The organism is Patescibacteria group bacterium, assembly GCA_034520665.1.
Lineage (GTDB): Bacteria > Patescibacteriota > Patescibacteriia > JAXHNJ01 > JAXHNJ01 > JAXHNJ01.
On sequence record JAXHNJ010000002.1, the window covers coordinates 491,188 to 515,068 of the forward strand.

Sequence of the window (23,881 nt, forward strand, 5' to 3'; positions counted from 1 at the left end):
CTTAAGAGGACAAGTATAAGCATTATAAGGGAATATGCTATTTTTGACAAGGCTTATTAAGCTTATGTAAAAAAAATGATATAATAAAGGCAGGCAATAATATAATAAACTTAAATTTATGGCTCAACGAATTAACATATCAAGAGCTAAAAAACATCTCTCGGGTCTGGTTACCCGTGGGGGGCGAGGTATTGGTGATAAAAGATTTGGACAAATATTAAAATCAAATAAAAATATTAAGTCTAATCCAACTTTAAGAAAAGCAGCTGATGAAATCGCCCGAAATAAAAGTAAAAAATCTACGGTTAGCCGAAATACTTTTAAACGTTTAAGTAAGGCTATTGTTAAACACGGAAGAGAGGGATTTGAGGGCTCAGGAGTGAAAAGAGCGAGCTTATCAAAAAAAGGCCGTGAAGTAACTAAAGCACATAAATCATTTATTAAAAAAGTGGTTAATGAACAAAAAGAAGCAGAAAAACCACAAGGGCCGACTCCGCAAGAACTGGAAAAACAGAAAAAAAGAGAACAAGCTTTAAAAAACCTTAATATTTATCGCCAGCGTAAGGAAATTGAAAAAGAACAGGGGAGATTTAATCCCCGAAAAAGCGGACAAAGTTCAAATGAAGAAAAACAAGAAGAAAATAAAGAAAATACTATAGACCAGCCCTCTAGCGTTCCTCTTTCTTCTGGCGGCATACCACAGCCAAATGAAATTTCTACTGAAAATAGAGAATATTTTTCACCCGACACAAACGATGAAAATTTAGGAAATACAGATAAAAAATCCGATAAAATAAGTTCTTTAGAAGAAAAAAGGAAGAGCTTTTCGGATAGTGATGATGATTCAGATGAGAATCTGGAAGAACCACCAGATGAAGGGCTTTTTGCTGCTTAATATTAAGCTAATATTAGTTTAATAATCAACTATGAAAATAGGGAATAAAAAGCTTTACTTTTCCCCTATATTTTGCTAAAATCAAGGGAGAAATCCTTATTTTTTTATATTATGAAAATAAAATGGTATGGTCTTTCTTGCTTTAATGTGAAGACCAAAAAAGCAAATATTTTAATTGATCCCTTTAATTCAAAGGTGGGACTTAAACCGCCTCGTCTTAAAGTAGATTTACTTTTAATTAGCCGGGATGACAAGGAGCATAATAATAAAAAGTCAGCTACAGGTAAGCCTTATGTTATTGATTCTCCAGGAGAATATGAATTACACAATGTTTTCGTTTTTGGTATTAGAGGCTTTACAGATGAAAAGAAAAAAAGTAAGCAACCTTTGACTATGTTTTTAATTCAAAGTGAAGGAATAACTATTGGACATTTATCCAATATAAATTGTGTACCTTCAGAAAAATATCTTGAACGTCTGGAAAATGTGGATATTTTATTTGTACCGGTAGGAGGAAAAAATACTTTAGAAGCGGAGCAGGCTACTAAAATTATTTCAGAAATAGAGCCCAGAATTGTAGTGCCAATGTATTACAAAACACCAAAATTAAAAGTTGATCTAGAAAGTGCTGATAAATTTGTTCGTGAAATGGGATTAAAAGAAAGAGAAGTTATTGACAGCTTAAATATTAAGAAAAAAGATTTACCTCAGGAAGAAACAAAAGTATTTTTACTAAAACCTTAATATTTAAATGAAATGCCTGAGAAAAAATCAGAAAAATTGAAAGTTAGAGTAACTAAAGACAAAAAAAAGAAAAAACCTAAAAAAAGTTTTATACCGCAAAAGAAAAAGAAAAAATCTAGAGAAAGTAATAATCAGAAGAACGAAAAAAAGAAGTTGATGATTATTGTTGGTGTGATAATGTTAGTAATATTTATTGTTTGGCTTTCTTTTTTAGGGACTAGCTTAGAAAGAGTAGAAAATCGAGGAAGATCTTTTTTTAGTAATGTCTTGAGTGGCTTAAAAAATGACTTTTCAGATATAAAAAAAGAATTCAATAATGCTAAGGATGATATTTCCGGGGCTTTGGATAAAACAAAAGAAGAGCAATTAGAAAATAATATTTTTCCAGAAACTAAATAAAATTATGCCAAGAAAAAAAAGCAAGAAAAAGTCCGCAAAAAATAAACCAGGCGGCCAAAAGAAAAAAACTAGTAAAAAAAATACTCAAAATAAGAAAAAGAAAAAAAGCCTCCCAGAAGAAAAGATTAATCAAATCGGTAAATTAAAAGAACAGTCAATTGTTGAAGAGATGCAGACTTGTTATTTAGATTATGCTATGTCGGTTATTGTAGCCAGGGCCTTGCCAGATGTACGCGACGGTTTAAAACCGGTTCACCGCCGTATTTTATACGCTATGTGGAAAATCGGTTTACACGCTGGAGCAAAGTTTAGAAAATCAGCCACTGTGGTCGGTGAAGTTTTAGGTAAATATCATCCTCATGGTGATGTGGCTGTTTATGATACTTTAGTGCGTCTGGCCCAGCCTTTTTCTATGAGATATCCTTTGGTAAACGGCCAGGGTAATTTTGGTTCAATTGACGGAGATAATGCGGCTGCTATGCGTTATACAGAGTCAAAACTGCAGAAGATAGCGGGAAAAATGTTGGTTGACATTGAAAAAGAAACAGTGGATTTTGTCCCTAATTATGACGGTACTCATAAAGAACCGGTAGTTTTACCGGCTAAGCTGCCTAATTTTTTATTAAATGGCACTATTGGTATCGCCGTGGGTATGGCTACTAATGTACCACCGCATAATTTAACAGAAATAATTAATGCTACTATTCATCTTATTGAAAAGCCAAAAGCAGATGTAGAAGACTTAATGGAATTTGTTAAAGGACCGGATTTTCCCACTGGCGGTATTATTTATAACTTTGAAGATATTAAACAGACCTATGCGACTGGTAAGGGCGGAATTGTAGTCAGAGCCAAGGCTGAAATTGTTGAGGATAAAATAAATAAATTTAAAATAATAGTAACAGAAATCCCCTACCAAGTTAATAAATCTACTTTGTTGGAAAAAATAGCTGATTTAGTTAAGGACAAAAAGCTAGGGGGTATTAGCGATTTGCGTGATGAATCTGATAAAGACGGCATCCGTATTGTAATAGAGTTGAAAAAAGATGCTTATCCCAAAAAGGTTTTGAACCAACTTTTTAAACAAACTCAGCTTCAAACTAAGTTCCATGTTAATATGTTAGCCTTAGTTGATCGGATACAACCGAGAGTGCTGAGCCTGAAAATGGTTTTAGAAGAGTATATTAAACATCGCCGAGAAATAGTAAAAAGACGAACTGAATATGAATTAAAGCAGGCCAAGGCACGAGCTCATATTTTAGAAGGTTTAAAAATTTGTCTGGCTAAAATTGACGCTGTTATTAAATTAATTAAAAAATCAAAAGACAAAGAAAAAGCGGCCAAAGCTCTGATTAAAAAGTATAAACTAACTGAAATTCAAGCTAATGCTATTTTAGAAATGAAACTGCAGCAATTATCCGGACTGGAAAGAAAAAAGATTCTGGACGAATTAAAAGAAAAGAAAAAATTAATTAAAGACTTAAAAGGTATTCTAACTTCCAAAAATAAAAAAATGAATATCATTAAGAAAGAATTGGAAGAAGTTAAGGAAAAATATGGTGATGAGAGAAAAACTAAGGTTGTCTCCAGTGCTATTGATAAATTTAGCCAGGAAGATCTTATTCCTAAAGAAGCTATCATGGTTATGGCTACTCGTGACGGGTATATTAAAAGAATTGCTCCCACTTCTTTTAAAAAACAGAGCCGGGGCGGCAAAGGAGTAATTGGTTTGACTACCAAAGAAAAGGATACAGTTTCAACATTTTTTTCCACTAATACTCACGCTGACCTCCTCTTCTTTACCAGTAAAGGAAAGGTTTTTCAGCTCAAAGCTTATGACTTACCAGTAGCCTCTCGCCAAGCTAAAGGTCAATCTATAGTTAATTTTTTACAACTAGATTCAACTGAAAAAGTATCATCTATTTTACCCTTGGATGAATTACAAGGTTATAAATATTTAATGATGGCTACAAGAAAAGGAGTAATTAAAAAAGTTAATATTGAATCCTTTGCTAAAATACGACGTTCTGGTCTTATTGCTATTCGATTGAAAGAAAAAGACCAACTAGAGTGGGTCAAGCCTTCAACTGGCAAAGATGAAATAATTTTGGCCAGTGAAAAAGGCCAAGCTATAAGATTTAAAGAAAAAGATGTGCGTGCCATGGGCCGTTCAGCGGCTGGTGTTAGAGCTATTAAATTAAAAGAAGAAGATGAAGTTTCCGGCATGGATATGATTAATCAAAAAAGTAAAGTTACTGATTTGCAGTTGATTACAGTTATGGGTAAGGGTTATGGCAAGCGTACTAATTTAAGCAGTTATAAAGTGCAAAGACGAGGTGGAGTGGGTATAAAAACATCTAAGGTAAGTGATAAAACCGGTAAAATTATTGCTGCTTTTATAGTTGATAAAAATTTGGAAAAAGAAGATTTGATTATAGTCTCTGAAAAAGGGCAGGTTATTCGCCTGGCTTTAAAAGAAGTGCCAGCACTTAACCGAGCCACCCAAGGGGTTAAGTTAATGCGTTTTTCAGACCAAAGCGACCGGGTGGCTTCAGTTACTTTTATTTAATAAATAATTATAATAATATGTCTGTTCCGAAAAAAAGAAAATCAAAAAGTTCAGTTAGAAAAAAAAGAAGCCACCAGGCTTTAAAAAGCAAACAATTAATAGTTTGCTCACACTGTAATAAAAAGATTATGCCTCACCAAATTTGTCCTTACTGTGGCTATTATAAAGGCAAAGAGGTCATCAATATAAAGCTAAAAAAAGAAAGAAAAGAAAAAAGGAAGAAAAAAAGAGAATCTAAATAATTAATTATTTAGTTTTTTGAAAAATTTATTGAAAGTTAATCAAAAAATACTCTATTTTTTACTTTTTTTTCTGACTTTGGCATTTTTACTGATAAATTTAGATAATTTTGCTGGTATTGATTATAGTTACTGGTCCAAGCAGATATTTGGTTATTATAAGCAAATAAAGACCGGTCAGATTTTTCCTGCTTTTTTTCTTTCTCATCCGGCGGCTACAGTTTTACATATTGGTAGTTTCTCAATTTTTATCCAGTCATGGTTCAAAAATGTAAAATTAGATCAAATATATCTGGCTATTAAAATTCCCTTTGTATTAATAGTCAGTTTTTTTATCCCCTTAATTTACTATTTATTAAAAAAAATAAATTTTTCTAAAAAAGTTAGTTTCTTAACTGCTTTATTAATTTCTCTGAATACTTTGATTTGGCGTAGTAATCCGGCTGATATTCTTTTTGGTATTTTTTCAACTACCTCTATTTTAATTTTTATAATTTATCTTAAAGAAAAGAAGAATTCTTTTTTATATTTATCGGCTTTTTTATGTGGTCTAAGTATTCTCAGTAGATTTAGTGGAGTTTTGATTTTACCGGTAATACTTTTTTTAATTATAGTTTTTAAGCATAGATATGACGTCAATTATAGAAATATTTTTAAAAAATTATTAATTTATATTCTAATAATTTTAATTATATTTTTAATTTTTTGGCCTAATTTATGGTTTTCGGGTATTGATCCCTTAATTAATAAGTGGCAGGGCAATCAAAATGCTCTGATAATCCAAACAAACCATACTAACAGCAAAGCTATCAATATTATAAATAATTTCTGCGACACAATTGAAGCTTTGCCAGGCCTGGAACTTATTTTTTCTTCTTTATTTTTATTATTTTCTATAAACTTTTTTCTAAAAAAGAAAAGAACTGTCCAGGAATTTTTAAGCATAATTTTATTTATAATAGTTATATTTTTCTTTACGGCTGCTTTATTTATAAAACCAAAAATTTGGTCTATTCGTTATTCAATACCGGCTTTAATAATTCTTGATATTATTGTTAGTTATACAATATTTAGGGGCTATAAATGGTTAAAACAAAAAATGTCAAAAAAGATAGTAATTATTCCTTATATTTTAATAATTATTATTTTATATATTTTTTCTAACCTGGAAACTTTTATTCAATTCAAAGTATTTAGGTTTTTGTTGAAAATCTTTTAAAAATATTGTATTCTTTAAGTACTAAATAATATTTATTTATGTCCAATCGACACTTATCCAGAACTATTGCCTTACAGACTTTATATGAATGGGATTTTAATGAAAAAGATGAGAAAAATTTACTGAAAAATTTAAAAACAAATGCCCATGAATTTGCGCCTGATTTTAATGATAAAGGTTTTTCTCAGTCAATAGTTAGGGAAGTAATCAAAAAATCAGAGGAGATTGATAAGATTATTGAAAAATACGCTCCGGACTGGCCTATAGACCAAATAACCATAGTTGACCGGAATGTCTTGCGTATGGGTATTTATGAACTTAAATACAATCCTGAAATTCCGCCTAAAGTGGCTATAAATGAAGCTATTGAACTGGCCAAGGGTTTTGGTGGCCAATCCTCAGGCAAGTTTGTTAATGGGGTTTTAGGGGCTGTTTTTAGAGATATGAATAAAAGCCAAGACAGTAAAAATAAAAAATAGATGAGAAATTTTGCCAAGCTTGAAAAAAAAATAGATTATAGATTTAAAAATAAAGAGCTTCTTAAACAGGCTCTTGTTCACCGCTCTTATCTTAATGAAAATCCAGACTTTCCTCTACCTCATAATGAACGTCTGGAATTTTTAGGTGATGCGGTTATTGAATTAGTGGTCACTGTTTTTTTATTTAAAAATTATCCCAATCCTGAGGGAGATTTAACCAACTTTAGAGCTAGTTTAGTTAATACCAAAATGCTGGCCCAGAGAGCTCGGGAGCTTGATCTGGAAAAATATCTTTATTTAAGTAAGGGTGAAGCCAAAGACAAAAATCAAAAAGCCCGTCAGAGTATTTTAGCCAATACTTTTGAATCAATGGTCGGAGCTATTTATCTCGATCAGGGGTTTAAAAAGGCTAATAAATTTATTACCGAAAATTTATTACAAGAATTTCCTAATATCTTAAAGGAAAGATTATATATTGATGCTAAGAGCCGATTACAAGAAATTGTTCAGGATAAGGTGGGAGTGACCCCGGAATATAAAGTTTTAAAGGAATGGGGTCCGGATCATAGCCGAAAATTTAATATTGGCGTGTTTTTTGGTAAGGAATTAGTAGCTGAAGGAGTGGGCAGCTCGAAACAGGAGGGCCAGATGAAAGCCGCTGAAAAAGCTTTAATTAAAAAAGGATGGCAATAAGGATATGGACTATGGCCTGATCATAGTAACTATTATTTGTTTGGCTATTATGCTGGCCGGTCTGATCAGTATAATTTTTCCCTTTTTACCGAGTATTCCTTTTATCTGGCTCGGTATTTTTTTATACGCTGTTGCTACTCATTTTGCTAAAGTAGACGAAAAATTTATTCTTATTATCACTATTATGCTTTTGGCAGTGATATTAATGGATTATATGACCGAGTTTTGGGGCCTGAAAAAATGGCGCTTTAGTTTTTGGGCTGTTTTCGGCGCGATTTTAGGGGGTATTATTGGTTCCTTTTTTAATCTAGTTTTAGGCTTGCTTCTAGGAGCCTTAGTCGGGGCTTTAATCGCTGAAGTACTTTCTGGCCAAGATATAACCTTTGCTATTAAAACCAAAAAATATACTATTATTTGTTATGTGGCTGGCACTATTATTAAATTAGCCGTCGGGGTTTCTATGATTGGCATGTTTATTTATAAACTTATTCAATAGTTTATAATTTTTACCAAAAAGAAACCCCCATTTTAATAAAAAAGGGGGTGTTTAGGTTATTAATATTTTATTAATTTTTTCTTTGAGGAGCTTCTCTATTCTCTGGCCAAAATTATTAAAAAGAATTAAACAGCCAGCCAAAATTTCCTTATCGGAATACCCCCTTTTTCTTAGTATTTGCTCACATTCAACCATAGGAATATCAGGTCGGTTTTCAGCCAGGCAACGAAGTTGATGGTAAACTTCTTCAGCACGGTTAATATTCATTAATTACCTCCATTTTAAAAAAAGAACAACAAGGTATATTAGTTTTTTAAATATTATTTGTCAAGTTTGTTATTTCCTGATAAGATTACACACTTTGTACATTACATAAAAAAGAGGTGAAAATCATGAAATCTAAATTCAAAGAAAGGGTTAGTATTTGGAAAATTCTAATCTGGGCTCGTTGGTTAGTTTTTAAAGAGACAGTTAAATACTGGTTTCGCTGGCTTAAAAGGAGGTTGTCTAGAAAGATTTGGACTTGGCAGTTAAAAGGTAAATTCAAAAAATCGGATAAAGATGACTACACTCATTATATTATTCGGTAGAAAGGAAAAATGAAAATGAATGAAGGAAGAATTATTTTGGCTTTAGATAACAAGAACAGGGATGAAATAATGGATCTCGTTGAGAAATTAAAAAGCGTTGTCTATGGCTTTAAGTTTAACGATGCTCTGGATAAGGAGGCAAAAAAAGTAATAGGCTTTGTTCGGGAAAATGCTCCTGATTGTATTATTATGGCTGATCCTAAACTTCACGATATTCCGAATACAGTGGGTAACAGAGCGGCTAATTTTGAAGAAATGGGAGTAAACTGGCTGACAGTTCATGCTTCAGGTGGGATAAAGATGATGGAAAAAGCAGTTGAACGGGCGCCCACCGTTCGCATTTTAGGCGTTACCATTCTTACCTCGCTTTCCAATCAGGACTGTAATTTAACTTATGGTCTGCCAGCCATGGAAAAAGTTATTCAGTTTGCTCGCTGGTCTAAATCAGCCGGCTGTAGTGGAATAGTCTGTTCGGCAAAAGAATTGCTTTTTCTCGGAAAATATGATGATGAGTTTGATGACTTGATGAAAGTAGTTCCTGGTATCCGGCCAAAAGGGTATGGCCAGTCAGATGATCAAAAAAGAAAAATGACGCCTGGTGAAGCTATTAAAACCGGAGCTGACTATCTAGTTATTGGCCGGCCAATAACTACCGCCGATGATCCGGTTGAAGCGGCTGAAAGAATTAACCGAGAAATTAAAGAAGCCCTGTAAGTTATGCTGAAAGCTAAAAAGAGGTGAAAAGATATGTCAGATTTATCTTCAAAAGAAGTCTTGAAAATTTTTCAGGAATGCCAAGCACTGATAAATAATACTCATGTAGTATTAACCCGTAAACCCCATCCAGAAAAACCTGATAAATTAGCCTGGTTTCATTCTTCAGAGTATGTCAATAAAGACGCTTTATTTACCAATCCCCATGCTTTGATGAAATTATGCAAAGCCATTGCTGATTATTGGTGGGGGGAAGATGTAGAAGTTATAGCTTCTCCGGCCATAGGCGCTGTTTCTTTGGCTCTTCTTACAGCTTATTGGTATCGGCCTAATGAAACTATAGCGAAAGTAGGGCCGGTAATTCCAGTTTATGCGGAAAAAGAAGGGGATGTCTTTGTTTTCAAACGTGGCTTTGATAAATTTATTCCGGATAAAAGAGTGTTAGTGGTTGAAGATATTGCTTCTTCTGGTGGTTCAGCCAAGAGAGTAGTGGAAGCGGTTAGAAAACTAGGAGGAGAAGTTTTAGGTGTTAGTCTGCTTTGGAACCGCGGTAATATTACCGCTGAAGATCTTGGAGTGCCTCAACTTCATTCTCTTATTCAATCCAAAATACATATGTATTTAGCGGAGAAAGATAATCAGTGCTCTCTTTGTCAGAAAAGAATTCCTATTAATAAGGAGGTCGGCAAGTGGCGGGAATTCTTAGAAGAGAAAGCCGAGGGGAATACCGATTTTGCTACTTGGTGTATCTCCCAACTGGATCAAGCTCTTTTTTGATTCTTATAACCCCTCAATCACGAGGGGTTTTTTTATTGTGAAAAAAGTCAATAAATTGTAAACTAATATAAAAGAAGTCTTTATGAGCCAAGATTATAATAGTTACACTTATAATGATCCCAATCCCATAAAAAGGCATTTACATCGCCAGCGTTTTGATTATGCTTTAAAATTATTGAATTTAAATAAAAGAAAAAATATTCTGGATTATGGCTGTGGTGATGGTCATTTTTTGTATTTATCATATAAAAACTATCCTGATAATTACTATTTTGGCTATGAACCTTATCCAGGCATGTATCAGCAAGCAGAAAAAAAATTAGTTAGCACGCCAGTTAAAATTTATTCAGATTTAAATGATTTAAAAGAAAAAAAATATGATAAAATAACTTGTTTAGAAACGGCTGAACATCTGGATAAAAAAGATTTAGACATACTTTTTAATAATATTATTTTATTACTAAAAGAAAAGGGTCAGGTAATTATTTCAGTTCCCATAGAAACCGGTCTGCCGGCTCTTTTTAAAAATTTATATCGTTTTTTAAAAAATAAAAAATATGAAGGGTTAAATTTTATAAATTTTATTAAATCAATATTGGGTTTGATTATTAAAAGAAAAAAAATCGAAATATCGCCGGGAATTGAATATTATTTTTCCCATATTGGCTTTAATCATCGAAAATTCGAGAATTTATTAAAAAAATATTTTAAAATAACTAAGAAAAAATATTTACCCTGTAATTTTTTTAAAGGATTATTAAATAATACCGTCTATTTTCTTGTTCAGAAAAAATAATTTAATTTATTATTTACATCAGGTCTAAAAATATGTATAATAAAGGTGGATTTAAGCCATTTTTTTATATTAAATGAATAAAAAAGGATTTACTTTAATAGAACTTTTAGTAGTTATTGCCATTATTGGTGTTCTTTCTTCAATTGGACTGGTAGCTTTAAACGGAGCTCGGGAAAAGGCTCGGGATGCTAAAAGAAAGAATGATTTAACCCAATACAGAAATGCTTTAATGATGTATATAAATAATGAAACTATGAAGTACCCTCCTTTGCCTTCAGGTACTGATGACAGTACTAATGTTTGTATTAATGATAAAGGGAATAAATTTAATTTTGATGGCAGTAACTTTGATTCTGACACAAATGATAGTATTTTTGTAGAAAACGGTGAAATAATTTCTGAATATTTAGCTATTCCTCTTTTGCCACCAGAGTCAAGTGATAATAGTACGGGAGCCGCTTATTACTGTTATGACACTAATGGTGATTCTGATAGTGAAGATTGTAATAATTTTATATTATATACTCAACTGGAAAGCGGCGAGGGTCAATGGTATTGGATAGACGGAGAAGCTAATGTCGGCACTTCAAGTGCCCCACATACTTTATCTAATTGCACTCATGGGTCAGACTGCGAGTGGTAAGATTTTAAGTTAATATGTATTTAAAAAAAATAGAAATTCAGGGCTTTAAGTCATTTGCCCGCAAATCAACCTTAGAATTCAACCCTGGTATTACCTGTGTGGTTGGACCCAATGGTTCTGGCAAATCAAACGTGGCTGACGCGGTGCGCTGGGTGATGGGTGAGCAGAGTATGAAAGCTTTGCGCAGTAAAAAGTCAGAAGATATTATTTTTGCCGGTTCAGATAAGAAAACTCAGCTAGGCAGTGCTGAAGTTTCTTTGTATATCGATAATCAGGACGGAGCCATGCCCATTGATTATTCCGAAGTAGTTATTACTCGTCGGGTTTATCGCAATGGCGAGGGGGTATATTTTATTAATAAAAATTCAGTCCGCCTGCAGGATATACAAATGCTCTTGGCCCGTTCAAATTTTGGCCAGCGCACTTATTCAGTGATTGCCCAGGGCATGATTGACTCTTTTATTATGGCTTCGCCTAAAGAACGCAAGGAACTTTTTGATGAAGCCGCCGGGGTCAGGCAATACCAAATGAAAAGGGACCAGTCTGTTTTAAAACTGGAGAGAACCAAGGAAAATTTAGGGCAAGTTGAAGTTCTTTTGCAGGAAATTGCTCCTCGTTTGCGCTCACTTACTCGCCAGGTTAAGCGCTGGGAAAGACGGGAAGAAGTGGAAAAAAAATTGAGAGAAAAGCAAACTCACTATTATTCTTACATTTATCAGGATATTTATCAAAAACATCAAGATTCATTTCAGGAGTTTAAGAAATTCGAAGAAAAAAGAAATATGATTCAAAAAGAAATTGATAATCTTCAAAAAAACCTGGAAGATATGGAAAAAGAAAGTTCTCGTGGCGAAATATTTAGTCAGTTACAAAAGAAACATCAGGAATTTTTAGACATAAAAAACAGTCTTTTGCAGGAGAAGGTAGTATTAGAGGGTCGAATGCAAGCAGACCAGGTAGCTAATGGCCAGAGTGATTTAACTTATATTAATAACAAAAAAAAGAGCTTAGAACACAAACTTCAAGAAATTAATAAAAGCACAGAAAATTTAAAAAATGAAATAAATAATAAAGAAAAAGAATTATCAGACAAAACTGAAAAACAAAAAGATATATTAGATGAATACGAAAAAATTGAAAACCAGCTGGAAATAACCCGGCAAAAATTAGAAACAAAAGAACCTTTAGAATTCGAGGAAATAAAAAAAGAAGTAGGCCAGCTTTATACCCTTCAAGATGAGTTTATCGAAAAAATATCACAGGTAAAAGAAGTGAATGAAATAAAACTTATAAAAAAAGAAGCTAATAAGATTAAAGATAGGTTAGCTGTTTTCTTAGATAAGGTAAAATCTTCAGCTTCAACTTCACCCAAAGAAATTTTTTCTCTGCAGAAAAATTTAAAAGAAATTATTGAAAAACGAGACTACTCAGTTAACACCATAAATGAAGTAAAAACGGATCTTAGCTTAAAAACAGAAAGACTTGAGTATTTTTTGGAAAATAAAAATAATATTGAACAAGAATTAGAACAGATAAAACGGCAAATAGAAAGAGCGTCTACTGGTTCAAAACAGGAAGTTGAAAGTAAGCTAAAAAAACAAAAAGAGGAACTAGAAAACAAGATAGAAAAGACAGAAAAGGAATTAGAAGAAACACAAAATAGAATAGAAAGCTTTAATGAAGAAGAACAAGTCAAAAAAGAGAGTCTTTTTTCTATTCAAAAACAATTTCGTCAGACCCAAGATAAACTTAATCTGATTAATAATAAAATTAATAATATAAAAGTTAAACTGGCTAAACTGGAAACAAAAAAAGAAGATTTAGAGCATGAGGTTAAAGAGGAAATGCCAGAAAAATTTTGGTCAGAAATATTTAAAGAAAAAGAAGAGAGGCCTGAGCCTTTAAATAAAGAAGAGGTTTCAAATGAAATACTAAAATTAAAACACAAGATTGACTTAATCGGTGGTATTGATGAAAATACTAGAAAAGAGTATGAAGAAACCAAAGAAAGGCATGATTTTCTTTCGGAACAATCAGAGGACTTAAATAAAAGTATTAGAGATTTGGAAAAAGTTATTGAGAATCTAGATAAAACAATTGAGACTAAATTTAATAAATCATTTAAGAAAATAGACAAGCAATTTTCTAAATATTTTAAAATGTTATTTAATGGTGGCCAGGCCAGACTAAAATTAGTTCGCGAAGAAGAAAAAACAGAAAAAAATGACGAGGAGAATGAAGAAGAAAAAGAAGAGGCAGAAGAAAATAAAACTACTAAAAAATTTATTGCCGGTGTTGAAATAAAAGCTACTCCGCCCGGGAAAAAATTAAAAAATATAAATATGCTTTCCGGAGGGGAAAGAGCTCTTTCCTCTATAGCTTTGGTCTGTGCTATTTTAGCTAATAATCCCTCTCCTTTTGTAGTTTTAGACGAAGTAGACGCTGCTTTAGATGAAGCTAATTCCCTAAAATTTTCCAGTATATTAGAAGAATTAAGTCAAAAAAGTCAGTTTATTGTTATAACCCATAACCGCACTACTATGGAAAAAGCACAAATCTTATATGGAGTAACTATGGGTGAGGATAGTATTTCTAAAGTTATTTCAGTTAAAATGGATGAAGCAGAAGAAGTAATAAAACAACACGGCAATCGTCAGTAGACTTGACAAGATTAAATATTTCAGTTAATATCTATTTAAATAATTAATTAATTTTATAGAATGTTAGTTATTCGTTTATCACGTCGAGGCAAGAAAAAACAGCCGATTTTTCGGTTTATTATTTCAGAAAAAACTAAAGATACTCAAGCCGATTATCTGGAAGCTTTAGGTTTTTATAATCCTCATTCTAAAGAAATAAAGCTTAAGGAAGAAAGAATCAAATATTGGATAGATAAAGGAGCCACTCTTTCAGACAGTGTCAATAATCTTTTGATTAAAGAAGGAGTTATTAAAGGAAAAAAAAGAGTCAAGGGAACTCGAAAGAAAAAAGAAATAAAATCTGAATCTGATTCTGCTAAAGCAACACCTGATAAAGATGATAAAGCGAAATCCTCTAGTCCTGATAATAAAGAAAAAACTGAGCAAGAAGATAAAGAAAAAGAAAAATCAAAGGAAGCAAAAGAGGAAGAAAAAAAGAAAGAAAAAAAACCAGAAGAAAAAGAAGGCAACAAAGAAAAGAATAAAGAAGATAAATCAGGCCAAGAAGAAAAAAAAGATAGATAAAATTTTCAGGCTTGACAGAAAAAATAGTATTATTTACATTAAAGATATAGTTTAACAGGTCCAGGACTGGATTTATTCAAAAATGAAGAAAGGTCGACAGTACTGGCATAACCAAAAAGGAATGAAAAAGAATCATGGCACAAGAAAAAGATCAAGAATTTGTTGAATACGTCGTCAAGGCTCTCGTTGATAACCCTAAAGATGTTAAAACCGAGAGAACTGTCGACGAAATGGGTGTTTTAATCACCCTGCACGTTAATCAGGAAGATTTAGGTCAGGTTATTGGTCGTCAGGGCCAAACTGCCAAATCTATCCGAACACTTTTGCGTGTAGTGGGAGCTAAAAATCAAGCTCGGGTCAATCTAAAAATTCATGAACCCGAAGGCAATCGTAAAAGCTCTCGCCGATCTTCAGCTGACACTTCAGCTGTTGATGACTTAAAACTGTAAAGTTACAAATAAAAAGACAAAAACCGTGATTCATGTTAAAATATGATTGCGGTTTTTGTTTTTTATACTTATTTTTTTTCTGTATTAAATAAATATGCGTTTTGATATTCTAACAATTTTTCCGGGTCTTTTTAAATCATTTTTAAAAGAAAGTCTTATAGCTAAGGCTATTAAAAATGATAAAATATCTCTGAATATACATAATATCAGAGATTTTTCTCGGGATAAACATAATACTGTAGATGATAAGCCTTACGGTGGAGGCCCGGGTATGGTTTTAATGGTTGAGCCGATTTATAAATGTTTAAAATCTATTAAAAGATTAAAAGAGAGTAAGACAATAATACTAACTCCTAAAGGCAGAAATTATAAGCAAAAAACAGCTTTTAAATACAGTCAATTAGACCAATTAATACTAATTTGTGGCCGTTATGAAGGCTTTGATGAGAGAATAAAAGAATTTGTTGATGGAGAACTTTCTATTGGAAATTATATAACCATGGGTGGAGAAATTCCTTCCATGGTTATTGTTGAATCAGTAGCCAGATTAATTCCCGGTGTTTTGGGGGATAAAGAGTCAGTAATTGAAGAAAGTTTTGCCCAGAAAAAAGATTACTTAGAATATCCCCAATACACTCGACCGGCTGAATACAAAGGCTTAAAAGTACCGAAAATTCTACTTAGTGGGGATCATAAAAAAATTAGAATATGGCGCCAGAATAACTCAAGAACAAAAAAATGAAAATACCAACTAGTTTTTCTAATATATTAAAAAACAGAAATTTTTTGAAACTTTGGGTTTCTCAAATTTTTTCTATGTCAGCTACTAATATGCTGACTTTTTTGTTAGCTATAAGAATATACCAATTAACCGGCAATAATTTTATAGTTAGTGTCTATGTAGCTTTAATGAGTATTCCGCCGGTTTTATTCTCTATTATTGCTGGTGCTTTTGCTGATAATAACAATAGAAAAAAAATACTAACTACTTCGAATATTTTAAGGATGAGTATTTTAGTAATTTTTCTTTTTGTTAATGAAAATCCATATATTCTTATGGTTTTAGCTTTTTTTGTCAGTACTATATCGCAATTCTTTGGACCAGCCCAAAGCGCTAGCATTCCTAATCTGGTTAGCCGCAAACAGCTTTTTCTGGCTAATTCCATGTTTATGTTTACCACCTATACAGCCTTTTTAATCGGATATTCCCTGGCTGGCCCCCTACTTTTTTATTTAAATGATCGGCCTGTATTTATAATTTTATTAATAATGTATTCGATAGCTATGATCGCTAATATTTTTCTGCCAAATTTAAAACATCACTTAAAAATAGGAGAAAAAACTATTGAATACAGTAATGCTCTTAAAAAATTATTTCATGACATATTAGTGGGTTGGAAAGCTATTAAAAATAATAAACCAGTACTTTATTCTATTCTACAAATGACTATTGTTCTAGCGGCTGAAAGAGGAGTGATCGCTTTATTGCCAGCTTTAGCTGATCGATTTTTTAAATATAGCACTGATGAAATGAGCTATTACTTATTAATCCCGGTTGGTTTAGGGGCCTTTATTGGGGCTATTTTGATTAATAAAGTAAAAAAATATCTTCCCAAACGTAAAATAATTTACTGGTCATTAATTGTTGATGGTTTTGTTTTACTAGCCATTCCTTTTTATTATGTAGTTTTGCCTTGGGGAAAAGTTTGGCTAAAAATGGCTACCTCTTTAATGGCATTTGCTTCAGGTATGGCCGATGTTTTTATTGTCATAACTGCTCAAACATTAATTCATGAAACTTCAGCTGATGAAAACCGTGGGCGTATTTTTGGCAACTTAATGGCCTTTGTTAATATTGTCAGTTTACCTTTGATTCTAATTGTCGGATATTTAGCTAATATTTTTGTACCGACTGAAATTATCGGTGTTATGGGGGTGGTAGTCACTGTTTTTGGCCTTATCAGCCGCTTTTTTTATAAAAGAAGCCTAGTAAAAGTCTAAGGTCTATAAAAAGCACTTGACAAGATATCCTGACTAGTTTATTATATATACACTAGTTTAAATAGGTCGAAATTAGACTAAAATTAAATAAAAAGGAACAAAAAATTCATCAAATTTAACCAAGTACATTTAAACAAATAGGAGAAAAAACAGTGATCTCTAAGTTGTATTTGGAGCTCTCTGTTTTTTCTTCAAATTTTAAAAGGAAAAAAAGAACTTTGACAACTAAAATGTGACAGAAAAATGGGTTTTTTGAAATTCCTTTTTAGGAAAAGTAAGTGGTGGAAATTAAGAGGATAAGATTAGGATCAAATATAATCTTAAATATAGATTTTTTTTGATGCATCTTGTTTTAGCCTTTCAATTTCCACCACTTGCCAACAAAAAAATATTTTTTTCGAGGATTTATTTTAAAATCCTCAATCCAATTATGAGAGTTCGATCCTGGCTCAGGATGAACGCTGGCGGCGTGTCTAAGGCATGCAAGTCGAACGCCCCCCACCTTTGATGCAATTTAAGAAATAATTTATTTATTTCTCGTCAAAGGTGGGGGGAGTGGCAAACGGGAGAGTAACACATTGGTAACCTGCCCCCTTCTCAAACATAACTTGTCGAAAGACGAGCTAATATTTGATGGTCTTGCTTTTCTAAAGAAAAGCAAGTAAAAAATATCTTTTAGATATTTGGAAGGAGAGGGGCCTATGGCTCATCAGCTTGTTGGTAAGGTAATGGCTTACCAAGGCTATGACGAGTAGCGGGTGTGAGAGCATGACCCGTCTCACTGGGACTGAGACACTGCCCAGACTCCTACGGGAGGCTGCAGTCAAGAATCTTCCTCAATGGGCGAAAGCCTGAAGGAGCGACGTCGCGTGATTGAAGAAGCCCTTCGGGGTGTAAAGATCTTTTCTTAGGGAAAAACTACGGTGATGGTACCTAAGGAATAAGAGGCTGCTAACTTCGTGCCAGCAGCAGCGGTAATACGAAGGCCTCAAGCGTTATCCGGATTTATTGGGTGTAAAGAGCTCACAGGCGGCTTTAAAAGTCTTTAGTTAAATCTTAATGCTTAACATTAAGCCTGCTAAAGAAACTTTAAAGCTAGAGGCTAGAAAAGGCAAGCGGAATGGCCGGTGTAGTAGTAAAATGCGTTAATATCGGCTAGAACACCAAAGGCGAAGGCAGCTTGCTAGTATACGCCTGACGCTATATGAGCGAAAGCGTGGGTAGCGAATGGGATTAGATACCCCAGTAGTCCACGCTGTTAATGATGAATGCTAAGCATTGGGAGTATCGACCCTCCCAGTGTTGTTCAAGTTAACACGTTAAGCATTCCACCTGGGGAGTACGGCCGCAAGGCTAAAACTCAAAGGAATTGACGGGAACCCGCACAAGCGGTGGAGCATGTGGTTCAATTCGACAATAAGCGAGGAACCTTACCAGGGCTTGAAATCTAGCTGCACGTCTCCTGAAAGGGAGAAAGCCTTCGAGGGTGCTAGACAGGTACTGCATGGTTGTCGTCAGCTCGTGTCGTGAGATGTCGGGTTAAGTCCTTTAACGAGCGCAACCCCCATCAGATGTTAAAATGTTCATCTGAAACCGCTGTCTTCAAGGCAGAGGAAGAAGGGGACGACGTCAAATCAGCATGGTCCTCTGACGCCCTGGGCCACACACATGCTACAATGGCCAGTAACAATGGGCTTGCCAAGCCGAAAGGCGGAGCTAATCCCATTCAAACCTGGTCTCAGTTCGGATTGAGGGCTGCAACTCGCCCTCATGAAGTTGGAATCGCTAGTAACCGCGAATCAGCCTCGTCGCGGTGAATACGTTCTCGGGTTTTGTACACACCGCCCGTCACGCCAAGAGAGCCGGTAATACCCAAAGCTCCCCCACCTAAGATTTTAATAGTTTTTAAAATTTTAGGTGGGGGAACGAAGGTAGGATCGGTGATAGGGGCGAAGTCGTAACAAGGCACGCGTAGCGGAAGCTGTGCGTAGATCACCTCCTTTCTAGGGAGTAAAATTATTGGGCTTAAAAACCCAAAATTAAGTCGGACCCATTATATTCTGTCACTTTTTAGTTGTTAAAGGTATAAAATCACGGCCGGACTTGAAAAATCCGGTCTTTTTTGGTAAATTATATTATATTATTAGCTAAAAATAGACGGCTATTTCCGATGTTTTGACAAAGTCAAATATCGTAACTCAACACTTATTAACAATCAAAAATTTTTTAAAAGTAAATAATAATATAATAAAATTTTGGGCGGCTAGTCCCGTTCCGTCGCTTGGCGACAGAACGCGGATCCTCGACCCATAGGGTCGGGACTCAGCTCTTGTAAAACCAAATATCTTTTTAAAAGTAAATAATAATATAATAAAATTTTGGGCGGCTAGCTAAGCTGGTTAGAGCGTCTCACTGACCCGCCTGCCAAAGTACGAAACCTTATAAATTCTTGTTCTTATTTATATAATTACATAGCATTATTTTCCTTTGATGGTGGGCGGCTAGCTCAGCTGGTTAGAGCGTCTCACTGATAATGAGGAGGTCGAAGGTTCGAGTCCTTCGCCGCCCACCATCAGTTGATAATTAAAAAATACTTAGTACGGCGGGTAGATAATGAGGAGGTCGTCTCCAGAAGGGAGACCGTGCCACCAAGTCGTTTCCGAGTAACCTGGCTCACCAATATTTTAAAAATATCGCAAAGGACATTACATATTTATTTTCCCAGTTGCCGAGACCTAAAAAAGCCGAGATAGCTCCCCGTCATTCCACGGGGTAAGCAGTGGTAGACCTGCCCGCAATGCCGAGCAAATATAAAGTATATTAAAATATAAAGATAGAGTCTGTCTCTGGGGCCTGGGTAGCTCAGTGGTAGAGCGAAGGACTGAAAATCCTTGCGTCACCAGTTCGATTCTGGTCCCAGGCACCAGAGGCAGATTATATTGTTAATTGTTTAAGCGTTGCTTGGCGGGTGGAGCGAAGGACTGAAAATTTTACCCCGCCCTTGAGTGAAAACGAATAGTGCGAGGCCTTGCGTCACCAGTTCTGCGACTTTGGCTGAGGTTAGTTTAGTCCCGGATGTAGCTCAGTCGGCTAGAGCGCTTGCTTTGGCCCGCCTGCCTTGACTGACGGGGTATAGCGAAGTTGGCTATCGCGCCTGCTTTGGGAGCAGGAGATCGTCGGTTCAAGTCCGACTACCCCGATAGCTAAGGCAGTCGGGCGGGGAGCAGGAAATCGCGAGTTTGAGTCTCACATTCCCGACTTAGAGAGAAAAGGTTGTCTCCCAAAGGGAGACGGCCACGACCAAGCGGGTATAGTATAGTGGATTATTATACTACTAAATATTTCTTAACGAGTAAGCGGGCGTCGTATAGTGGCTATTATGCTACCCTTCCAAGGTAGAAACGCCGGTTCGATTCCGGTCGCCCGCTTATTCGTTAAGAAGCCAATAAATAAATTTGTAGATATTAAGAAAAGGTTCTGCGCCCAAGGTGCATTTGTCTCTGACGGAGACTCCGGTCGCCCGCTCCAAATTTTATTTAGAAGTAGGCTATTAAATACTAACTTTAATAAAGTATATTAAAAATTAAAGCCGGGATGGCGGAATTGGTATACGCGCTGGACTTAAAATCCAGTGGTGCTCATACACCTTGTGGGTTCGAGTCCCACTCCCGGCACCATTTCTTCGCTCCTCTAGAACTTCGGAGGGTAAACGGCTAACTTGTTCTACGTAGTCTTGGCCCAGTAAGATTACCGGCATCAAATAATTTTAAAAAATAAAATATAAAAATGAAAAAAATAATAAAAGGTATTTTATTTTCTAGCCTTTTTTTTCTTATTCTACCCAAAGTTAGTTTAGCTTATTTAGACGCTGGCTCTGGTAGTTATGTAATTCAGATAGTAATTGCTATTTTGGCCGGTGGCGCTTTTGCTATAAAAATATTTTTTCGTCAGATAAAAAGATTTTTTACTAAAGTTTTTTCTCGGAAGGATAAAAATGATAAATAAGGAAAATAAAATAAAAATAGCCACTAGTTCATTTCGTGACCCTAGTGGTTTTGTTTTTTTTGAGGATAAAAAAGTTTATCGTCAAGTAAATCAGTCATATAAAAATATTTATGACTCTATCAAAGAATCGGGGTTATATGAAGAGTTAATAAAAGAAAATTTATTAATAAATTTTCAAGAAGTTGATGGACCAGTAGCTGAAAAATCACCAGTTTATAAAATTCTTAAAGTAAACAAAGTTCCCTTTATTTCCTATCCTTATGAATGGTGCTTTAGCCAATTAAAAGAAGCCGCTTTATTAACCTTAAAAATACAAAAAAAAGCTTTAAAGCAGGGTTTTTCTTTAAAGGATGCTAGCGCTTACAATATCCAGTTTTATCAAGGGAGGCCCATTTTTATTGATATTCTGTCTTTTGAAAAATATGAAGAAAAACCCTGGATAGCCTACAGACAATTTTGTCAGCACTTTCTAGCTCCTCTTTCTTTAATGTCTTTAAAAGATCATCGGCTAAATTTTTTAACCAAGGAATTTATTGATGGTATTCCTTTAGATTTGGCTAGTTCAATTTTACCCAAAAAAAGTTACTTTAAATTTTTACTATTAAGTCATATTCACTTTCATGCTCGTGGCCAAAAATATTATGCTGACAAAGAAATTAAAAATCAGCAGAGGAAAATGAGTAAAAAATCATTAATGAACCTATTAAAGAGTTTAGAATCAGCGGTTACTTCGTTAAATTGGAAGAATCAAGATACGGAATGGGCTGCTTATTATAAGAATACTAATTATACAAAAAAAGCCTTTGACCATAAGAAAGAAATTGTAAAAGAATTTATTAAAAAAATAAACCCAAAAAATATCTGGGATTTAGGCGCTAATAACGGTATTTTTAGTTTATTGGCTTCGAAAAATAATGTCTATACAATAGCTATTGATAATGACGCAGCCGCCATTGAAAGTGCTTATAATTATATAAAAAAGAAAAATATTAACAATATTTTGCCCTTAGTTATTGATTTAACTAATCCTAGCAGCAGTATCGGCTGGCAAAACAAAGAAAGACAAACTTTGATCGAAAGGGGGCCATCTGATTTAATTATGGCTTTAGCTTTAGTTCATCACTTAGCTATATCTAACAATACTCCTTTTATTATGATAGCCCAATTTTTTAGTTCTATGGGGAAAAATTTAATTGTGGAATTTGTGCCGAAAAAAGACACAAAAGTCAAAAAATTATTAAGTACTAGAAAAGATATTTTTTCTGAATATAATCAAGATAAATTTGAAGAATCTTTTAAAAAATATTTTTCTATTATACAAAAAGATAAAGTGAAAGAATCGGAAAGAATACTTTATTTAATGAAAAGAATATGAATTTAAAGAAAATAATCCCCTGGCATACAATTCTGTTTTCTTTTTACCCAGTTATTTACTTATATGAAAGAAATATACAGGAGACTTTTTTAAGAGAAATTATTTTTTTACCATTAGTAGTTATGATATTAGCTTTAATATTCTTTTTTATTATAAACTTTATAATTGAAAATATATATAAAAGTGGTTTAATTGTTACGGTTTTATTATTTTTTACTTTTTCTTATGGTCCTTTATATTATACTGGTTTTAAAAATATATTTAATAAAAGCATCTTTTTAATTATATGGCTATTTTTTATGTTATTGGTAATAGGCTTGATTTTTTGTATAAAAAAAGATTTTATTAAAATAAATAAAATAATAAATTTTTCCGTAATAATTTTGCTTTTGATTAGTCTGAGTAATATATTTATTTATAATATAAAGAATCAAAATATAGGGCATGCATTGGTATCAAATAAAGATTTTGAAAAGTTTGAAATAGATAATAGGGAATTGCCAGATATTTATTATTTAATTTTTGATCGCTATGGGCGAGATGATGTTTTAGAAGATTATTTTAATTTTGATAATAATTATTTTACTACTACTCTTGAAAAAAGAGGCTTTTATATAGCCGATAAAAGTCATTCAAATTATTTAAAAACAGCCCATTCTCTTAACTCTTCTCTAAATATGAAATATCTTAATGAAATGGCTAAGAAAGTTAGCAAAGAAAAAAGTGATTGGATGCCTCTTTATTTAAGCTTACGGGGTGAATCAGAAGTTTCAAAAAGATTGAAAAATAATAATTATTATTATATACATTCTGGATCCTGGTGGGGGGCTACTGCCATTAATGAAACAGCTGATAAAAATATAAATAACCTAAAAAAAGGCCCAATTTTTTTTGCCAGACAGCTTTATGATATGACTATTTTTTCTACCTTAAATAAAAAATTAAGCATCAAATTTCCTTTTTTAAACCGTTTTGATTTTTATTATAAAAACACTTTAGAACAGTTTAATAACCTTAACAAAATCCCTAATATCAAACAACCGACTTATTCATTTTTTCATTTTCTTCTTCCTCATGACCCTTATGTTTTTGATGAAAAAGGAAATTATGTTTCAAAAGATGAATCATCAAAAAATTCTGAAAGAGAAAATTATATTAAACAATTAAAATTTACTAATAGTCAGATATTGAAATTTATAGAAAAGGCTCTTTCAAAAGAAGGTCAAAAGCCAATAATAATTTTACAAGCTGATGAAGGCCCTTATCCTGAAAGATGGTGGCCTGAAGATTCATATAAAAAAATGAGTTGGGAAACAGCTAGTAATAAAGAATTTAAAGTAAAAAATAGTATATTAAATGCTTATTATTTACCCAATGTTGACACTAGCGATTTATATCCGGAAATTACTCCGGTTAATACCTTTCGTTATATTTTTAATAAATATTTTAATACGGATTATGAATATTTACCTGATAAATTATACTCCCATACTGATTGGTATCATCCTTATGATTTTTTTGAAATAACAGAAAGAATAAAGTAAAATAGCGGATATATTAGAGACAAAATTAGA

The 23,881-nt window shown here is 33.4% G+C and carries 23 protein-coding genes, 5 tRNA genes and 1 rRNA gene; 28 read left to right on the forward strand and 1 reads right to left on the reverse strand.

What is annotated here, in order from left to right:
- Nucleotides 1–118: 118 nt before the first annotated feature.
- From U5L76_04750 to U5L76_04790, 9 genes are all read left to right on the forward strand, one after another.
- Complete coding sequence (locus U5L76_04750) at nucleotides 119–895, forward strand: hypothetical protein (protein MDZ7798887.1); 777 nt, start codon at nucleotides 119–121, stop codon at nucleotides 893–895.
- A 111-nt stretch (nucleotides 896–1,006) separates the two neighbouring features.
- Nucleotides 1,007–1,639 (forward strand): MBL fold metallo-hydrolase, encoded by a 633-nt coding sequence (locus U5L76_04755; GenBank protein MDZ7798888.1) that lies wholly within the window; start codon nucleotides 1,007–1,009, stop codon nucleotides 1,637–1,639.
- A gap of 12 nt (nucleotides 1,640–1,651) precedes the next feature.
- Complete coding sequence (locus tag U5L76_04760) at nucleotides 1,652–2,038, forward strand: hypothetical protein (GenBank protein MDZ7798889.1); 387 nt, start codon at nucleotides 1,652–1,654, stop codon at nucleotides 2,036–2,038.
- A gap of 4 nt (nucleotides 2,039–2,042) precedes the next feature.
- Complete coding sequence (gene gyrA / locus U5L76_04765) at nucleotides 2,043–4,607, forward strand: DNA gyrase subunit A (protein MDZ7798890.1); 2,565 nt, start codon at nucleotides 2,043–2,045, stop codon at nucleotides 4,605–4,607.
- Nucleotides 4,608–4,624: 17 nt separating this feature from the next.
- Entirely contained in the window at nucleotides 4,625–4,849 is a 225-nt protein-coding gene (gene rpmF / locus U5L76_04770; protein MDZ7798891.1) for a 50S ribosomal protein L32, read from the forward strand.
- A 16-nt stretch (nucleotides 4,850–4,865) separates the two neighbouring features.
- Nucleotides 4,866–6,065, forward strand: a complete 1,200-nt coding sequence (locus U5L76_04775) for a glycosyltransferase family 39 protein (protein MDZ7798892.1) — start codon at nucleotides 4,866–4,868, stop codon at nucleotides 6,063–6,065.
- Between the two features lie 38 nt (nucleotides 6,066–6,103).
- On the forward strand, nucleotides 6,104–6,544 hold the full coding sequence (nusB, locus tag U5L76_04780; GenBank protein MDZ7798893.1) for a transcription antitermination factor NusB: 441 nt from the start codon (nucleotides 6,104–6,106) through the stop codon (nucleotides 6,542–6,544).
- On the forward strand, nucleotides 6,545–7,237 hold the full coding sequence (gene rnc / locus U5L76_04785; GenBank protein MDZ7798894.1) for a ribonuclease III: 693 nt from the start codon (nucleotides 6,545–6,547) through the stop codon (nucleotides 7,235–7,237).
- 4 nt (nucleotides 7,238–7,241) lie between these two features.
- Nucleotides 7,242–7,733: a DUF456 domain-containing protein gene (locus tag U5L76_04790; GenBank protein MDZ7798895.1), complete on the forward strand. Its 492-nt coding sequence runs from the start codon at nucleotides 7,242–7,244 to the stop codon at nucleotides 7,731–7,733.
- A gap of 51 nt (nucleotides 7,734–7,784) precedes the next feature.
- Here the strand turns inward: U5L76_04790 and U5L76_04795 are convergent, their stop codons facing one another.
- Complete coding sequence (locus U5L76_04795; protein MDZ7798896.1) at nucleotides 7,785–8,000, reverse strand: hypothetical protein; 216 nt, start codon at nucleotides 7,998–8,000, stop codon at nucleotides 7,785–7,787.
- Between the two features lie 125 nt (nucleotides 8,001–8,125).
- Here U5L76_04795 and U5L76_04800 point away from each other — a divergent pair, with 125 nt between their 5' ends.
- The 19 genes from U5L76_04800 (at nucleotide 8,126) to U5L76_04890 (ending at nucleotide 23,851) form a co-directional block, all read left to right on the forward strand.
- Nucleotides 8,126–8,323, forward strand: a complete 198-nt coding sequence (locus tag U5L76_04800) for a hypothetical protein (GenBank protein MDZ7798897.1) — start codon at nucleotides 8,126–8,128, stop codon at nucleotides 8,321–8,323.
- Nucleotides 8,324–8,338: 15 nt separating this feature from the next.
- A complete protein-coding gene (gene pyrF, locus U5L76_04805) occupies nucleotides 8,339–9,037 on the forward strand; it encodes an orotidine-5'-phosphate decarboxylase (GenBank protein MDZ7798898.1) in 699 nt (232 codons plus the stop codon).
- 33 nt (nucleotides 9,038–9,070) lie between these two features.
- Nucleotides 9,071–9,814, forward strand: a complete 744-nt coding sequence (locus tag U5L76_04810) for a phosphoribosyltransferase (GenBank protein MDZ7798899.1) — start codon at nucleotides 9,071–9,073, stop codon at nucleotides 9,812–9,814.
- Nucleotides 9,815–9,896: 82 nt separating this feature from the next.
- Complete coding sequence (locus U5L76_04815; protein ID MDZ7798900.1) at nucleotides 9,897–10,610, forward strand: class I SAM-dependent methyltransferase; 714 nt, start codon at nucleotides 9,897–9,899, stop codon at nucleotides 10,608–10,610.
- 73 nt (nucleotides 10,611–10,683) lie between these two features.
- Nucleotides 10,684–11,253: a type II secretion system protein gene (locus tag U5L76_04820; protein ID MDZ7798901.1), complete on the forward strand. Its 570-nt coding sequence runs from the start codon at nucleotides 10,684–10,686 to the stop codon at nucleotides 11,251–11,253.
- Nucleotides 11,254–11,267: 14 nt separating this feature from the next.
- Entirely contained in the window at nucleotides 11,268–13,913 is a 2,646-nt protein-coding gene (locus U5L76_04825) for a chromosome segregation SMC family protein (GenBank protein MDZ7798902.1), read from the forward strand.
- 60 nt (nucleotides 13,914–13,973) lie between these two features.
- Complete coding sequence (gene rpsP, locus U5L76_04830; protein ID MDZ7798903.1) at nucleotides 13,974–14,477, forward strand: 30S ribosomal protein S16; 504 nt, start codon at nucleotides 13,974–13,976, stop codon at nucleotides 14,475–14,477.
- A gap of 134 nt (nucleotides 14,478–14,611) precedes the next feature.
- A complete protein-coding gene (locus U5L76_04835) occupies nucleotides 14,612–14,926 on the forward strand; it encodes a KH domain-containing protein (GenBank protein ID MDZ7798904.1) in 315 nt (104 codons plus the stop codon).
- A gap of 94 nt (nucleotides 14,927–15,020) precedes the next feature.
- Nucleotides 15,021–15,668 carry a tRNA (guanosine(37)-N1)-methyltransferase TrmD gene (trmD, locus tag U5L76_04840; protein MDZ7798905.1) on the forward strand — a complete coding sequence of 216 codons (648 nt, stop codon included), beginning with the start codon at nucleotides 15,021–15,023 and terminating at the stop codon, nucleotides 15,666–15,668.
- Complete coding sequence (locus U5L76_04845) at nucleotides 15,665–16,927, forward strand: MFS transporter (protein MDZ7798906.1); 1,263 nt, start codon at nucleotides 15,665–15,667, stop codon at nucleotides 16,925–16,927. The genes trmD and U5L76_04845 overlap by 4 nt, the downstream gene beginning before the upstream one ends.
- Nucleotides 16,928–17,353: 426 nt before the next feature.
- Nucleotides 17,354–18,930, forward strand: a 16S ribosomal RNA gene (locus U5L76_04850).
- Between the two features lie 492 nt (nucleotides 18,931–19,422).
- Nucleotides 19,423–19,499: transfer RNA gene (locus tag U5L76_04855), tRNA-Ile, on the forward strand.
- Between the two features lie 279 nt (nucleotides 19,500–19,778).
- A tRNA-Phe gene (locus U5L76_04860) sits at nucleotides 19,779–19,853 on the forward strand.
- 200 nt (nucleotides 19,854–20,053) lie between these two features.
- Nucleotides 20,054–20,127, forward strand: a tRNA-Pro gene (locus U5L76_04865).
- A 156-nt stretch (nucleotides 20,128–20,283) separates the two neighbouring features.
- Nucleotides 20,284–20,355, forward strand: a tRNA-Gly gene (locus U5L76_04870).
- Nucleotides 20,356–20,515: 160 nt separating this feature from the next.
- Nucleotides 20,516–20,604: transfer RNA gene (locus U5L76_04875), tRNA-Leu, on the forward strand.
- Nucleotides 20,605–20,713: 109 nt separating this feature from the next.
- Nucleotides 20,714–20,932, forward strand: a complete 219-nt coding sequence (locus U5L76_04880) for a hypothetical protein (GenBank protein MDZ7798907.1) — start codon at nucleotides 20,714–20,716, stop codon at nucleotides 20,930–20,932.
- Complete coding sequence (locus tag U5L76_04885; protein ID MDZ7798908.1) at nucleotides 20,922–22,307, forward strand: SAM-dependent methyltransferase; 1,386 nt, start codon at nucleotides 20,922–20,924, stop codon at nucleotides 22,305–22,307. The genes U5L76_04880 and U5L76_04885 overlap by 11 nt, the downstream gene beginning before the upstream one ends.
- Nucleotides 22,304–23,851, forward strand: coding sequence for a hypothetical protein (locus U5L76_04890; protein MDZ7798909.1), 1,548 nt, complete (start codon nucleotides 22,304–22,306; stop codon nucleotides 23,849–23,851). Before U5L76_04885 ends, U5L76_04890 begins: the two co-directional genes overlap by 4 nt.
- Nucleotides 23,852–23,881: the final 30 nt, after the last annotated feature.